At 62.2% G+C, this 13,129-nt stretch carries 13 protein-coding genes; 6 read left to right on the top strand and 7 right to left on the bottom strand.

What is annotated here, in order from left to right; translation table 11 throughout:
• Nucleotides 1–92: 92 nt before the first annotated feature.
• Nucleotides 93–548, top strand: a complete 456-nt coding sequence (locus BLU85_RS21070) for a YaiI/YqxD family protein (RefSeq protein WP_092203238.1) — start codon at nucleotides 93–95, stop codon at nucleotides 546–548.
• Nucleotides 549–666: 118 nt separating this feature from the next.
• Here the strand turns inward: BLU85_RS21070 and elbB are convergent, their stop codons facing one another.
• Complete coding sequence (gene elbB, locus BLU85_RS21065; protein ID WP_092203236.1) at nucleotides 667–1,335, bottom strand: isoprenoid biosynthesis glyoxalase ElbB; 669 nt, start codon at nucleotides 1,333–1,335, stop codon at nucleotides 667–669.
• 123 nt (nucleotides 1,336–1,458) lie between these two features.
• Between elbB and BLU85_RS21060 the strand changes: the two genes are divergently transcribed.
• The gene (locus BLU85_RS21060) at nucleotides 1,459–2,694 is read left to right on the top strand and encodes a sterol desaturase family protein (protein ID WP_092203234.1); all 1,236 of its coding nucleotides are present in this window, start codon (nucleotides 1,459–1,461) and stop codon (nucleotides 2,692–2,694) included.
• On the opposite strand, the gene BLU85_RS21055 is transcribed toward BLU85_RS21060, so the two are convergent.
• Nucleotides 2,675–3,298, bottom strand: a complete 624-nt coding sequence (locus tag BLU85_RS21055; RefSeq protein ID WP_092203232.1) for a DedA family protein — start codon at nucleotides 3,296–3,298, stop codon at nucleotides 2,675–2,677. The genes BLU85_RS21060 and BLU85_RS21055 overlap by 20 nt on opposite strands.
• 204 nt (nucleotides 3,299–3,502) lie before the next feature.
• On the opposite strand from BLU85_RS21055, the gene hemB reads away from it, so the two are divergent.
• Both hemB and ppk1 read left to right on the top strand, forming a co-directional pair.
• Nucleotides 3,503–4,516: a porphobilinogen synthase gene (gene hemB / locus BLU85_RS21050; RefSeq protein WP_072405986.1), complete on the top strand. Its 1,014-nt coding sequence runs from the start codon at nucleotides 3,503–3,505 to the stop codon at nucleotides 4,514–4,516.
• A 17-nt stretch (nucleotides 4,517–4,533) separates the two neighbouring features.
• Entirely contained in the window at nucleotides 4,534–6,750 is a 2,217-nt protein-coding gene (gene ppk1, locus BLU85_RS21045; protein WP_092203230.1) for a polyphosphate kinase 1, read from the top strand.
• Between the two features lie 215 nt (nucleotides 6,751–6,965).
• Here ppk1 and ppx read toward each other — a convergent pair whose 3' ends face one another.
• From ppx to BLU85_RS21020, 5 genes are all read right to left on the bottom strand, one after another.
• Nucleotides 6,966–8,468, bottom strand: a complete 1,503-nt coding sequence (gene ppx / locus BLU85_RS21040) for an exopolyphosphatase (RefSeq protein WP_092203228.1) — start codon at nucleotides 8,466–8,468, stop codon at nucleotides 6,966–6,968.
• A gap of 199 nt (nucleotides 8,469–8,667) precedes the next feature.
• Nucleotides 8,668–9,405 (bottom strand): amino acid ABC transporter ATP-binding protein, encoded by a 738-nt coding sequence (locus tag BLU85_RS21035; protein ID WP_092203226.1) that lies wholly within the window; start codon nucleotides 9,403–9,405, stop codon nucleotides 8,668–8,670.
• Entirely contained in the window at nucleotides 9,392–10,042 is a 651-nt protein-coding gene (locus BLU85_RS21030; protein ID WP_092203224.1) for an amino acid ABC transporter permease, read from the bottom strand. Before BLU85_RS21030 ends, BLU85_RS21035 begins: the two co-directional genes overlap by 14 nt.
• Nucleotides 10,039–10,707: an amino acid ABC transporter permease gene (locus BLU85_RS21025; RefSeq protein ID WP_092203222.1), complete on the bottom strand. Its 669-nt coding sequence runs from the start codon at nucleotides 10,705–10,707 to the stop codon at nucleotides 10,039–10,041. The genes BLU85_RS21030 and BLU85_RS21025 overlap by 4 nt, the downstream gene beginning before the upstream one ends.
• A 21-nt stretch (nucleotides 10,708–10,728) precedes the next feature.
• Nucleotides 10,729–11,514, bottom strand: coding sequence for a transporter substrate-binding domain-containing protein (locus BLU85_RS21020; protein ID WP_092203220.1), 786 nt, complete (start codon nucleotides 11,512–11,514; stop codon nucleotides 10,729–10,731).
• Between the two features lie 255 nt (nucleotides 11,515–11,769).
• Here BLU85_RS21020 and BLU85_RS21015 point away from each other — a divergent pair, with 255 nt between their 5' ends.
• Together BLU85_RS21015 and trxA are read left to right on the top strand one after the other, a co-directional pair.
• Nucleotides 11,770–12,477, top strand: a complete 708-nt coding sequence (locus BLU85_RS21015) for a FadR/GntR family transcriptional regulator (protein ID WP_092203218.1) — start codon at nucleotides 11,770–11,772, stop codon at nucleotides 12,475–12,477.
• 121 nt (nucleotides 12,478–12,598) lie between these two features.
• Complete coding sequence (gene trxA / locus BLU85_RS21010) at nucleotides 12,599–12,928, top strand: thioredoxin TrxA (protein ID WP_003206727.1); 330 nt, start codon at nucleotides 12,599–12,601, stop codon at nucleotides 12,926–12,928.
• Nucleotides 12,929–13,129: the final 201 nt, after the last annotated feature.

Raw genomic sequence — 13,129 nt, 5'->3', positions numbered from 1 at the left:
CGTAATCGCGAGCAAGCTCGCTCCCACAGGATGTAGGCTGTCCTTGTGGGACGAGCTTGCTCGCGATGCATTTAAAAAGAGGAACAACCCCAATGCGCGTATGGATTGACGCCGATGCCTGCCCCAAGGCGGCGAAGGAACTGGTGGTCAAGTTCGCCCTGAAGCGCCGGTTCGAGGTGGTGCTGGTGGCCGGTCAACCGCAGATCAAGCCGTCCCTGGCCTGCGTGAAATTGATCGTGGTGCCCAGCGGCCCCGACGCGGCGGACGACTACCTGGTGGAACACGCCGTGCCGGGTGAGTTGGTGATCTGCAGCGACGTGCCCCTGGCCGACCGGTTGGTGAAGAAGGGCGTCGCGGCCCTGGACCCGCGAGGCAAGGAATTCGATGCGCAAAACATGGGCGAGCGGCTGGCGGTGCGAAACCTGTTCACCGATCTGCGCGAACAGGGCCATATGGGCGGCGGCCCGGCGGCGTACAGCGAGCGGGACAAGCAAGGGTTTGCCAATGCTTTGGACCGGATACTGACGCGTTTGGCCCGATTGCCTTGAATCATGCCACCCCCTGTGGGAGCGAGCTTGCTCGCGATGCGGTGTATCAACCAATGCAAATGTGGCTGAGCCGACGCTATCGCGAGCAAGCTCGCTCCCACAGGGGCTCGGCGTGTTGCTAGGCGTCGTTCTCGTGCGTCAGCTCCAACACCCGGTCCACCAGCTTGTTGATGCCTGAGGCCGCTTCGCTGATGTTCTGCGCCAGCATGTAGGCCGGGGTGCTGACCAGTTTGCGCGCGCGGTCTTCGACGATGTCGGTGACCGCGCAGTCTTCGTGAGTACCGCCCATTTTGCCCACGGCTGCCGCCGTGTCCGGGTCGTTGCCGATGGTGCACGTCACCCCGGGGCCATAGATTTTGGCCGCCAGGGCCGGGGAGATGCAGATCAGCCCGACCGGTTTACCCGCCTCGGCAAAGGCCTCGGTCAAGGCCAGGACCTCTGGCTGGACGGCGCAGCCGGCGCCTTCGACGGCAAAGTTGGAGAGGTTTTTCGCCGAGCCAAAACCACCGGGTACGATCAAGGCGTCGAAATCCTCGGCCCTGGCTTCACGCAAATCCTTGACGTTGCCCCGGGCGATCCGCGCCGACTCCACCAACACGTTGCGGCTCTCGGGCATTTCCTCGCCGGTCAGGTGATTGATCACATGCAGTTGGGCAATGTTGGGGGCGAAGCACTGGACTTGCGCCCCGCGCTGGTCGAGACGCAGCAAGGTGATCACGCTTTCGTGGATCTCGGCGCCGTCATAGACGCCACAGCCGGAAAGGATCACTGCAATTTTTTTGCTCATGGGCTTTTCTCCAGATTCATGGCGTTAAATGTCTACTAATTTGTCACTCGTTGCCATAGGGGGATCGGGCAGCTACACCTAATCTGCCGACTATCTCCCTGCCTCGCATGCCCGGGTTGCGTCATGAACTTCATCCTGTATGCCGTGCCGTTCTTCTTCGTGCTGATCGCCGTCGAGTTGCTGGCCGATCGCTGGCGGGGTGTGAGCCACTACCGCGTGGCGGACGCGATCAGCAGCTTGAGCACCGGCGTGCTGTCGACCACCACGGGCCTGTTGACCAAGGGCGTGGGGCTGCTGACCTACGCCTTTGCGCTGAAACACCTGGCCGTCATCGAACTGCCTGCCGACCGGGCCTGGACCTGGGTGTTCGCCTTCGTGCTCTACGACCTCTGTTACTACTGGCTGCACCGCATGGGCCATGAGCGCAACATCCTCTGGGCCGCCCATTCGGTTCACCACCAAAGCGAGGACTACAACCTGTCCACCGCGTTGCGCCAGACCAGCACCGGGTTCCTGTTGAGCTGGATCTTCTACGTCCCGCTCGCCGTACTGGGCGTGCCGCTGGTGGTCTTCGTCAGCGTCGCGGCGTTGAATCTGCTGTACCAGTTCTGGGTCCACACCCAGCACATTCCCAAGCTCGGCTGGCTGGAGTGGTGGTTCGTGACGCCGTCCAATCATCGTGCCCACCATGCACAGAACACTCTGTACATGGATCGCAACTACGGCGGGGTGTTCATTATTTGGGACCGTCTATTTGGCACCTTCCAGGAAGAAGACGATAACGAGCCGGTGATTTTTGGCGTGACCACGCCGCTGGCGAGTTGGAATCCGTTGTGGGCCAACCTGCAGTTCTATGCACAGCTGTGGGCCGATGCGCGGCGGGCCGGGCGCTGGTGGGACAAGCTGCGGATCTGGTTCATGCCCACCGGTTGGCGTCCGGCGGACGTCGCGGCCCAGTACCCGCTGAACAAGCCCGACCTGAGCCAGTTCCGCAAATTCACCGTGCCGCTGGACCCGCGCCAGCAGTGGTACGTGGGGCTGCAGTTCTGCGTCTACATTGCCTTGGGCAGTTATTTGATGAACCTTGAAAGCAGCCTGCCAGTCGCCGCCCTGGTGCTGGGGTGGGGCGCGGTGGCCTTCGGTCTGTTCGTGTTGGGCGTGGCCCTGGAGAATCGCCCGTGGGCGCTGAAGATGGAGCTGTTGCGGCTGGCCTCGAACCTGCCGCTGGTGTGGCTGGCGCCCTTGGCCGGGTTGTGGCCGGCCAGCGCTGTGGCCTGGGTCGGGCTGCTCAGCTACAGCCTGCTCAGTGGCATCGGGCTGTACTGCTGCCGCAGCCGGTTCACTCGGTTGGCGTCGTAGGTGCGTCGGACTTGGCTTGTTCCAGGCGTTCGGCTTCGAGGACTTTCCTGGCCAGCCGCGCATTCTTGATGCGTCGGCGCAACCACAGGACCAGGCCCAGCACCAGCAGTGCGCCAAGTACCCACAGCTCGTATTTCTTGATGCTGCCCAACATGCCTTCCAGCACGGCGCCGAAGTGGTACGCGGCAGCGGCCAGGGCCGTGGCCCAGACCGCCGCACCGATGCCGTTGAGCAACAGGTAGCGGCCCGGCGGGTAGCCTGACAGGCCGATCGCCACCGGCATCACCGTGCGCAGGCCATAGACGAAGCGGAAGCTCAGCACCCAGATGTCCGGATGCCGGCGGATGTGTTCCAGCGCGCGATCGCCCATCAACTGCCAACGCGGCTTGCGCGCCAGGAGCTTGCGGCCGTGCTTGCGTCCCAGGAAATACCACAGCTGATCGCCCGCGTAGCTGCCGCAGAAGGCCACGACCACTACCAGGTTGATGTCCATATAGCCACGGAACGCCAGGAAACCTGCGAGCACGAGGATGGTTTCGCCTTCGAAGAACGTGCCGATAAACAAGGCCAAGTAGCCGAAGTCATGCAGAAATTGTTGGAGCATTGTCTGGGTGCTGGCGAAATGAACGCGCAGCCTAACCCTTCAGGCACATTCAGGAAAGTATCGAAATGTGTCTCGACGTGAACAATTCCTACAGAAGACAATGACTGCGACTACCGGTCGCGCCTTAGCACAACTGTCACACGTTCGTCATAATGTCCGCTTATAACTGTCACGCTCGCCCGTCTGCGGGCTCAGGAGTCTGCCGTGAGCTTTACCCCCGCCAATCGTCTGTTCCCTGCTACCCGCCTGCGTCGCAACCGCCGTGATGAGTTCTCTCGTCGGCTGGTGCGTGAAAACGTGCTGACCACCGATGACCTGATCCTGCCGGTATTCGTGCTGGACGGTGAGAACCGTCGCGAAGCGGTGGCGTCGATGCCCGGGGTGGAACGCCTGACCATCGACCTGCTGCTTGAAGAAGCCGCCCACTGGGTCGAGCTGGGCATTCCGGCGCTGGCCCTGTTCCCGGTCACGCCACCGGCGCTCAAGTCCCTGGACGCCGCCGAAGCCTGGAACCCGGAGGGCATCGCCCAACGTGCGACGCGTGCCCTGCGTGCGCGTTTCCCGGAGCTGGGGGTGATCACCGACGTGGCGCTGGACCCGTTCACCACCCACGGGCAGGACGGTATCCTCGATGAAGAGGGCTACGTGCAGAACGACATTACCGTCGATGCACTGGTCAGGCAGGCGCTGTCCCACGCCGAGGCCGGTGCCCAGGTGGTGGCCCCCTCGGACATGATGGACGGGCGCATCCAGGCGATCCGCGAAGCCCTCGAGGTGGCCGGTCACGTCAACGTGCGGATCATGGCCTATTCGGCCAAGTACGCCAGCGCCTATTACGGCCCGTTCCGCGATGCGGTCGGCTCGGCCCTGAACCTGGGCAAGGCCAACAAGGCCTCTTATCAGATGGACCCGGCCAACAGTCAGGAAGCCTTGCACGAAGTGGCGGCTGACTTGTCAGAGGGGGCAGACATGGTCATGGTCAAGCCTGGCATGCCCTACCTCGACATTCTTTGTCGGGTCAAAGACGAATTCAAAGTGCCGACCTTTGTTTATCAGGTCAGCGGCGAGTACGCCATGCACATGGCCGCGATCCAGAACGGTTGGTTGGGCGAAGGGGTGATCCTGGAGTCCTTGACCGCTTTCAAACGCGCAGGTGCCGATGGCATCCTGACTTACTTTGCCGTGCGCGCCGCCCAATTGTTACGAGAGCAGAAATAGCCTCCCAGGAACTTGCGATGAATACCGAAGGACTCTCCGAAGTTGCCGTAAAAGACGCTCAACCCGTGGTCGAGCAAGTTGCCGAAACACCGCCGGAGCTGGAGCCCGCTCCCCCGGCCGTCATCGAGCCCGTCCCGGCGCCGGCGATTGCCATTCCGAACCTGGATGACAGCAGCCTTTACATCCATCGCGAGCTGTCGCAGCTGCAGTTCAACATCCGCGTGCTGGAGCAGGCGCTGGACGAGTCCTATCCGCTGTTGGAACGGCTGAAATTCCTGCTGATCTTTTCCAGCAACCTGGATGAATTCTTCGAAATCCGCGTCGCCGGCCTGAAGAAACAGATCACCTTCGCCCGTGAACAGGCGGGTGCCGACGGCTTGCAACCGCACCAGGCCCTGGCCCGCATCAGCGAGCTGGTCCACGGCCATGTGGACCGGCAATACGCGATCCTCAACGACATCCTGTTGCCGGAGCTGGAAAAGCACCAGGTGCGCTTCATCCGCCGGCGTTACTGGAATACCAAGATCAAGACTTGGGTGCGCCGCTATTTCCGCGACGAGATCGCGCCGATCATCACGCCGATCGGTCTCGATCCGACGCACCCGTTCCCGCTGCTGGTCAACAAGAGCCTGAACTTCATCGTCGAGCTGGAAGGGATCGACGCCTTCGGTCGCGATTCCGGCCTGGCGATCATTCCGGCGCCGCGCCTGTTGCCGCGTATCATCCGTGTGCCGGAAGATGTCGGCGGCCCCGGCGACAATTATGTGTTCCTGTCGTCGATGATCCACGCCCACGCCGATGACCTGTTCCAGGGCATGAAGGTGAAGGGTTGCTACCAGTTCCGCCTGACGCGTAACGCCGACCTGTCGGTGGACACCGAGGACGTCGAAGACCTGGCCCGCGCCCTGCGCGGCGAGCTGTTCTCCCGTCGCTACGGCGATGCGGTGCGCCTGGAGGTGGCCGACACCTGCCCGAAACACCTGTCCGACTACCTGCTCAAGCAGTTCAACCTGCACGAGACCGAGCTGTATCAGGTCAACGGTCCGGTCAACCTGACCCGACTGTTCAGTATCACCGGCCTGGACAGCCACCCGGAACTGCAATACCTGCCGTTCACGCCGCAGATCCCGAAACTGCTGCAAAACAGCGAGAACATTTTCAGCGTGATCAGCAAGCAGGACATCCTGCTGTTGCACCCGTTCGAGTCGTTCACGCCGGTGGTCGACCTGCTGCGCCAGGCCGCCAAGGACCCTCACGTCCTGGCGGTGCGCCAGACCCTGTACCGCAGCGGCGCCAACTCGGAAATCGTCGATGCCCTGGTGGACGCGGCGCGAAACGGCAAGGAAGTCACGGCGGTGATCGAATTGCGCGCCCGCTTCGACGAAGAATCCAACCTGCAACTGGCCAGTCGCCTGCAAGCGGCCGGCGCGGTGGTGATCTATGGCGTGGTCGGCTTCAAGACCCACGCCAAGATGATGCTCATCCTGCGCCGCGAGGCCGGTGAGATCGTGCGTTACGCCCACTTGGGCACCGGTAACTACCACGCCGCCAACGCCCGCCTGTACACCGACTACAGCCTGCTGACCTCCGACGATGCCTTGTGCGAAGACGTTGGCAAGCTGTTCAGCCAGTTGATCGGCATGGGCAAGACCCTGCGCATGAAGAAACTGCTGCACGCGCCGTTCACCTTGAAAAAGGGCATGCTCGACATGATCGCCCGGGAGACGCAGTTCGCCCTGGACGGCAAACCGGCCCACATCATTGCCAAGTTCAACTCGCTGACTGATCCGAAGATCATCCGCGCGTTGTACAAGGCCAGCCAGTCGGGCGTGCGCATCGACCTGGTGGTGCGGGGCATGTGCTGCCTGCGGCCAGGCATCCCGGGGGTGTCCCACAACATCCATGTACGCTCGATCATCGGGCGGTTCCTGGAGCATACCCGGGTGTTCTACTTCCTCAACGGCGGGGAGGAGCAGATGTTCCTGTCCAGCGCCGACTGGATGGAGCGCAACCTCGACAAACGGGTCGAGACCTGCTTCCCGGTGGAAGGCAAGAAGCTGATCCTGCGGGTCAAGAAGGAATTGGAAAGCTACCTCACCGACAACACCCACAGCTGGAGCCTGCAGTCGGATGGCCGTTACATCCGCAATACGCCGACCGGCAACCAGAACCCGCGCAGCGCCCAGGCGACATTGCTCGAGCGCTTGAGCAGCCCGGTGTTGGCGGTTCGTTAAAAAACGGGGGCGGGGAGGCAGGCCTGGCTTGTGTGGCGAGGGAGCTTGCTTCCGCTGGGGGGCTGTAGGAGCTGCCGAAGGCTGCGATCTTTTGATCTTTCGCTTGAGACTCAAGTGTTTGGGGAAAGATCGCAGCCTCGTTGCACTCGACAGCTCCTACACAGCACAGCGGGAGCAAGCTCCCTCGCCACAATAGATCTGTGTTGTGGCGGGGCTCAGTGAATGTTCAACACAATCCCGACCCGGGTCAGCCACTCGGCTTCCTGGGCGAAGTCGGCCTGGGTCAGTTGGTTTTCTTCCAGCCATCCGTCGGGGAACATCACGTCCAGCTGATCGCCGTCGGCATGCAGGGCGACCTGGGGCATTTCCTGGGTGCCACGGATGTGATGGAACAGGATCGCAAAGCGCAGCAGTACGCACAGGCGAATCAGCTTGATGCCGTCATCGCCGAACTCGGCAAATTTATCCTTGGGAATGTTGCGCCGGTGGCCGCGCACCAATAGCGCGAGCATCTGCTGGTCTTCCCGGGAGAAGCCCGCCAGGTCGGAGTGCTCGATCAGGTAGGCGCCATGCTTGTGGTAGTGATAGTGGGCAATGTCCAGGCCCACTTCATGGACCTTGGCGGCCCAGCCCAGCAGTTCGCGCCAGACCCCGTCGTTCAGGTCCCAGTCATCGGCCACCTGGTCGAAGGCATGCAGTGCCTTGCGTTCGACCCGTGCGGCCTGCTCCAGGTCGACGTGATAACGCTCCATGAGCGAGCCCAGGGTGCGTTCACGCACGTCTTCATGATGATGACGCCCCAGCAGGTCGTAGAGCACGCCTTCGCGCAGAGCGCCCTCGCAGTGGTCCATGCGTTGCAGTTCGAGGGCGTCGAAAATCGCTTCGAGGATTGCCAGGCCCGCCGGGAAAATCGCCCGGCGGTCGGGCTTGATGCCTTCGAAATCGATCTTGTCCGCTTCACCGAGCTTGAACACCCTGCGCTTGAGCCAGGCCAGGCCATCGGCGTTGACCTCGCCAGTCCCGTGGCCGCCAGCCTTGAGCGCCAGGCCGATGGCGCGAATGGTCCCGGAGGAGCCGATGGCTTCGTCCCAGGTCAGGCGGTGCAGGGCGTGTTCGATGCTCATGATTTCCAGGCGCGCCGCCGTGTAGGCCTGGGCGTAGCGGGCCGGGGTGATCTTGCCGTCGCGGAAATAACGCTGGGTGTAGCTGACGCAGCCCATCTGCAGGCTTTCGCGCAACAGCGGTTCGAAGCGCTGGCCGATGATGAATTCGGTACTGCCACCGCCGATATCTGCAACCAGGCGCTTGCCCGGGGTGTCGGCCAGGGTGTGGGAGACGCCAAGGTAGATCAGGCGGGCTTCTTCACGGCCGGAGATGACTTCCACCGGATGGCCGAGGATCTCTTCGGCGCGACGGATGAATTCGCCACGGTTGCGCGCCTCGCGCAGGGCGTTGGTGCCGACGATCCGCACCGCGCCCAGGGGCATACCGTTGATCAGTTGGGCAAACCGCTTGAGGCAATCGAGCCCGCGCTGGATGGATTCTTCGCTCAGCTGGCGCTCTTCGTCGATGCCGGCAGCCAGTTGGACCTTCTCACCGAGCCGCTCAAGAATGCGGATTTCCCCGTTCTGGGCCTTGGCGACGACCATGTGGAAGCTGTTGGAGCCCAGGTCGATGGCAGCGATCAGGGACAGATTCTTGGCTTGGGATTGCGGCATGGTCAAAAAGTCTCGGTCGATAACCTCGCCATCCTGCCACGATCGACCGCTTACGCCAACGCAAAGGCGACCGCTTCGCGGTCAATCGCGAGCAAGCTCGCTCCCACACGTGTTTTGTCTCGCCTGCGCAATAGCCGGCAACCGAGAACCTGTGGGAGCGAGCTTGCTCGCGATGAGGCCAGAGCCGGCACCACAAACCTCAGGCCACAGGCTCGACCGTCCCGATGAAGTTCGCCAGCTCCGCAGTCTGCGGATCGGCGAACAGCACCTTGGGATCGCCCACCTCATGCACCTTGCCCTGGTGCATGAACACCAGTTTGTCGCCCACTTCCCGGGCGAAGCGCATTTCGTGGGTGACCATGATCAGGGTCATGCCCTCCTTGGCCAGTTGCCGCACCACGCTGAGCACTTCATTGACCAGTTCCGGGTCCAGGGCCGAGGTGATCTCGTCGCACAGCAGCACTTTCGGCGACATCGCCAGCGCGCGGGCAATCGCCACCCGTTGCTGCTGGCCGCCAGACAACCGGTCGGGGAAGGCATCGAACTTCTCGCCAAGCCCGACCCGTTCCAGCATCTGCCGCGCCAGCACGGCCGCCTTGGCCTTGGGCACTTTTTGAACAACTTGCGGCGCGAGCATCACGTTCTCGCCCACCGTCAGGTGCGGGAACAGGTTGAACTGCTGGAACACCATTCCGACTTTCTGCCGCAGGCTGCGCAGGTCGGCGCGGGCGGCATCGAGGTATTCGCCGTCGACTTCGATCACGCCGTCGTTGATCGATTCCAGGCCATTGAGGGTGCGCAGCAAGGTGGATTTGCCCGAGCCGCTGCGGCCGATGATCGCCACCACCTGGCCTTCCTCGACGGTCAGGTCGATGCCTTTGAGCACGTGATGATCGCCGTAGTATTTATGCAGGGCGGTAATTCTAAGCAGAGGCATGCAGTCTCCTTTCCAGGTAGCGCGCACTGAGGGACAAGGGGTAGCAGAGCAGGAAGTAACCGAGGGCGACCAGGCCATAGACCATGAACGGCTCGAACGTGGCGTTGGCGAGCATGCCGCCGGTCTTGGTCAGTTCGGTAAAGCCAATGATCGAAGTCACGGCGGTGCCTTTGACCACCTGCACGGAAAAACCCACGGTCGGCGCCACGGCGATGCGCAGGGCCTGGGGCAGGATCACGTAGCGCAACTGCTCCAGCGGGTTGAGGGCCAGGCTCGCCGAGGCTTCCCACTGGCCGTTGGAAATCGAGTCGACACAACCGCGCCAGATCTCCGCCAGGTAGGCACTGGTGAACAGCGTCAGGGCAATGGCCGCCGCCATCCACGGCGAAATCTCCACCCCGGCCAGCGCCACACCAAAGAACACCAGGAACAGCTGCATCAACAGCGGTGTGCCCTGGAACAACTCGATGTAGATGCGGGCGATGTTGCGGGGCAGGGCGCTTTTGGAGATACGCAGCACCATCACCAGCAAGCCGATCACACCACCGCCGATAAACGCCACCAGCGACAGCGCCAAGGTCCATTGCAGGCCGGTGAGCAGGTTGCGCACCACGTCCCAGAAAGTGAAATCGCTCATTGGCCGCTCCTGGCAATGTAGCGGCGCCCTACCCAGTTCAGAAACTGGCGGATCAGCAGCGCCATGCACAAATAGATCAGCGTGGTCAGTGCGTAGGTTTCAAAGGCGCGGAAGTTGCGCGACTGGATGAAGTTGGCGGCGAAGCTCAACTCTTCGGTGGCGATCTGCGAACAGACCGCCGAGCCGAGCATCACGATGATGATCTGGCTGCTCAGGGCCGGCCAGACCTTGCCCAATGCCGGCAGCAGCACCACGTGGCGGAAGGCCTCGAAGCGGCTCATCGCCAGGGCCGCGGCCGCTTCCAGTTGCCCCCGTGGGATGGCCTGGATACCGGCGCGGATGATTTCGGTGGAGTAGGCGCCGAGGTTGATCACCATCGCCAGCACCGCCGCCTGCCATTCGGAAATCTGCAGGCCCAGGGACGGCAAGCCGAAGAAGATGAAAAACAACTGCACCAGGAACGGTGTGTTGCGGATCAATTCCACGTAGACGCCGAAGATCGCCGCGAACGGGCGAATGTTCCACGCCCGCACCACGCCGCCGACGATGCCCAGGCCGACCCCGAGCAACGTGCCGATAGCCGTCAGTTCCAGGGTGAACAGCGCACCGCGCAGCAACAGCTCGGTGTTTTGCAGCACCGGCAGAAAATCGAACTGATAAGCCATGCTCAGCCTCTCAAGCGACGGTCAGAGATCGGCCGGCAGCGGTTGCTTGAGCCAGGTCTGGGAATTCTTCTCCAGGCTGCCATCGGTCTTGGCGGTGGCCAGGATCTGGTTGACCTTATCCAGCAGCGCCGGCTCGTTCTTGTTTACGCCCACGTACACCGGCGAGTCCTTGAGTTTCACCTTCAGCGCCGGAACACGCTTGGGGTTGCGTTCGCTGATGGCGACCATCACCACGTTGCCGCTGGCGATCAGGTCCACCTGGCCGGCCAGGTAGGCGGCGATGGTCGAGTTGTTGTCTTCGAAGCGCTTGATGGTGGTGCCTTCGGGGGCGACCTTGGTCAACTCGATGTCTTCGATGGCGCCACGGGTGACGCTGATGGTCTTGCCCTTGAGGTCGTCCAGGCCGTTGATCGCAGCGTCGGGTGGACCAAAGACGGCCAGGTAGAACGGCGCATAGGCACTGGAGAAGTCGATGACTTTTTCCCGCTCCGGGTTCTTGCCCAGGCTGGAAATCACCAGGTCGACCTTGCCAGTGGTCAGGAAGGGGATGCGGTTGGTGCTGTTGACCGGCGTCAGTTCAAGCTTGACCTTGAGCTGGTCGGCCAGCAGTTTCGCGGTGTCGATGTCCAGGCCGCGGGGTTTCATGTCCGGGCCGACCGAACCGAATGGCGGGAAGTCCTGGGGCACGGCGACCTTGAGGGTGCCACGCTTGACCACGTCTTCCAGGCCATCGGCGTGGGCGGGCAACTGACAAAGCATCAGGCTGGCAAACAGGGCTGTGAGCAGGACGCTGCAACGCTGAATCATGGCGAATCTCCGCAATCGGTGATGTGATTTCTGCGTTCGGACAGAGCACAGGCCATGCCAAGGCGACGTTTAATCGGCCAAAGCCACGGTTTTGCTGGTGGACAGCGGTCTTACTGGTCTGAACAGTTGCGTCGTGTTTCGCACCGTTATCGGGCGTCGGTATTTGTCGCCGAACCCTGCTGGGGCACGACTTGCCGGGCGCGGCGAATAGCTTTACAACTAGCCGCTCACTGGCCCGGTTCGTCTGAAAAAATCATGAATTCCATCGCTCGTGCCGTTCCTGAAGTGGCCCTGCAAGCCATCCGCAAACTGATCGTCGATGAAGGCTTCGGCCCAGGCGATGCGTTGCCGTCGCAACGGGACCTGGCGCTGCAACTGGGCGTGAGCCGGGCGTCGTTGCGCGAAGCGCTGTCCTCCCTGAGTGCCTTGGGCATGATCAGCGTGCAGCCGGGCAAGGGGGTGTTCGTGCAGGCGCCGGTAGAGGCCCCGCGCAACGAGTCGGCGCCGGGTTGGCCGTTCGCGGCCCAGGCTTCGCCGGTGGACATCTTCCAGTTGCGCTACGCCCTGGAGGGCTTCGCGGCAGGGTTGGCGGCGGTGACGCTCAGCGCCGATGAACTCGACCGCTTGCAAGACAATGTCGAAGCCATGCGCCGGGAGTTGAAGGTCGGGGATTTCGACGCCGCCGCGCGGCTGGATTTCGAATTCCATCGGCGAATCCTGCTGGCCAGCGGCAACCAGGCGATGTTGAGCATCCTTACCGCCAGCGCCGACATCTTCCTGGAAAGCCAGAAACTACCGTTCATCCGGGCGGAACGGGCGATGGAAACCTGGCAAGAGCACCGCAAGATCCTTCGCGCCCTGGCCCGTCGGGCTTCTGCCGCCGCGCAAAAAGCCATGCAGGAACATGTACGTAACGCTGCGCTGCGTACCGGGATTTCGTTCGTCGCCCCCACGGCTTCATGAGCCGGGCCATATCCAAATACATCTTGCGCCATAGCGAGACTCAATCAACTGCGGCTTCCTGAACCCGGGAAGGGCCGCTATGATGGGCCACGTTTTTTTGCTGATGACCCCGGAGATTTCCATGAGCAGCGATCTGATCAAACACGTTAGCGACGCTAGCTTCGAAGCTGACGTACTCAAGGCCGAAGGCGCGGTACTGGTCGACTATTGGGCTGAGTGGTGCGGTCCCTGCAAAATGATCGCCCCAGTCCTGGACGAGATTGCCGAGACCTACAAGGGCAAGCTGACCGTTGCCAAGCTGAACATCGACGAGAACCAGGAGACTCCGGCCAAGCACGGCGTGCGTGGTATCCCGACCCTGATGCTGTTCAAGAACGGCAACGTCGAAGCCACCAAGGTCGGTGCGTTGTCGAAGTCGCAACTGGCTGCTTTCCTCGACGCCAACATCTAAGCGCCGAATGCCACTGAAAAAGCCCCGCAAATCGCGGGGCTTTTTCGTTATCCGGGGCTAGACGCTTGCAAACCCAGGTGTTACATTCGGCCCCGCACTGGTTTCTCCATTGCCCCCTGCAAGCCGTCGCCGACGCTCTCCTTTCGAATAAGTACGCGATCCTGTCGCCTTCTCTGCGGCGCGGCCTCATTAAGCCAAAAG

This window comes from Pseudomonas sp. NFACC14 (assembly GCF_900106885.1).
Classification (GTDB): domain Bacteria; phylum Pseudomonadota; class Gammaproteobacteria; order Pseudomonadales; family Pseudomonadaceae; genus Aquipseudomonas; species Aquipseudomonas fluorescens_AA.
The sequence above is the reverse complement of the archived record's forward strand: the minus strand, read 5'-3'. Positions and strand labels throughout refer to the sequence as shown.

Excerpts from the sequence above, each read along its gene's own strand:
- BLU85_RS21070 (WP_092203238.1), top strand. The coding sequence starts at position 93 with ATGCGCGTATGGATTGACGCCGATGCCTGCCCCAAGGCGGCGAAGGAA.
- elbB (WP_092203236.1), bottom strand. The coding sequence starts at position 1,335 with ATGAGCAAAAAAATTGCAGTGATCCTTTCCGGCTGTGGCGTCTATGAC.
- BLU85_RS21060 (WP_092203234.1), top strand. The coding sequence starts at position 1,459 with ATGAACTTCATCCTGTATGCCGTGCCGTTCTTCTTCGTGCTGATCGCC.
- BLU85_RS21055 (WP_092203232.1), bottom strand. The coding sequence starts at position 3,298 with ATGCTCCAACAATTTCTGCATGACTTCGGCTACTTGGCCTTGTTTATC.
- ppk1 (WP_092203230.1), top strand. The coding sequence starts at position 4,534 with ATGAATACCGAAGGACTCTCCGAAGTTGCCGTAAAAGACGCTCAACCC.
- ppx (WP_092203228.1), bottom strand. The coding sequence starts at position 8,468 with ATGCCGCAATCCCAAGCCAAGAATCTGTCCCTGATCGCTGCCATCGAC.
- BLU85_RS21035 (WP_092203226.1), bottom strand. The coding sequence starts at position 9,405 with ATGCCTCTGCTTAGAATTACCGCCCTGCATAAATACTACGGCGATCAT.
- BLU85_RS21030 (WP_092203224.1), bottom strand. The coding sequence starts at position 10,042 with ATGAGCGATTTCACTTTCTGGGACGTGGTGCGCAACCTGCTCACCGGC.
- BLU85_RS21025 (WP_092203222.1), bottom strand. The coding sequence starts at position 10,707 with ATGGCTTATCAGTTCGATTTTCTGCCGGTGCTGCAAAACACCGAGCTG.
- BLU85_RS21020 (WP_092203220.1), bottom strand. The coding sequence starts at position 11,514 with ATGATTCAGCGTTGCAGCGTCCTGCTCACAGCCCTGTTTGCCAGCCTG.
- BLU85_RS21015 (WP_092203218.1), top strand. The coding sequence starts at position 11,770 with ATGAATTCCATCGCTCGTGCCGTTCCTGAAGTGGCCCTGCAAGCCATC.
- trxA (WP_003206727.1), top strand. The coding sequence starts at position 12,599 with ATGAGCAGCGATCTGATCAAACACGTTAGCGACGCTAGCTTCGAAGCT.